At 34.2% G+C, this 511-nt stretch carries 2 protein-coding genes; both read right to left on the reverse strand.

Features of this window, described 5'->3' with window-relative positions:
* On the reverse strand, positions 1-261 hold a 261-nt coding region (locus ACFSR0_RS06985), incomplete at its 3' end, for a helix-turn-helix domain-containing protein (protein ID WP_379981265.1).
* Positions 262-277: 16 nt separating this feature from the next.
* On the reverse strand, positions 278-511 hold a 234-nt coding region (gene tnpA / locus ACFSR0_RS06990; protein WP_379981267.1), incomplete at its 5' end, for an IS200/IS605 family transposase.

Raw genomic sequence — 511 nt, forward strand, 5'->3', positions numbered from 1 at the left:
CGCCTTATCTAAATTGAGTTGCGCATTAGCTAAGGCAAGACTATCAACTTCCTTCAAAAACGGAAATTCTTCTTTGTATTTAGCAGGGGTGGGAAAGACCATTTTTTTAGAAGAATCATTTTTTACTTCTTCATATGCTTTTTTTCGGTCATTAAGCATTAGATTATAGACCTTACGGACACAGCCAAAAGATTGGGCAAAGAAGAGCTCTTGCTCTTCTGTTGGATAGAGTCTGAATTTATATGCTTTTAGTCGTTCCATAAAATTCACCTACTCTCTACTTATGATTATTTTCTTGATTTTGAATATAGTTCTTAATCACCTCAATTGGTACAGCGCCAGTTGTCAAAAGACAAAAACTTTTAGACCAGAACATTTCTTTCCAAAGAAATTGTTTCACTTTTGGAAAATCACGTTTTATCAAACGTGAGCTAGCACTTTTATAGGCATTGATGAATTTTGTCAATTCTGTTTTAGGTTGAGCTTTGAACATAATGTGAACGTGATCTCT

Origin of the sequence: Enterococcus camelliae, from assembly GCF_042685105.1 — a bacterium.
GTDB lineage: Bacteria > Bacillota > Bacilli > Lactobacillales > Enterococcaceae > Enterococcus_G > Enterococcus_G camelliae.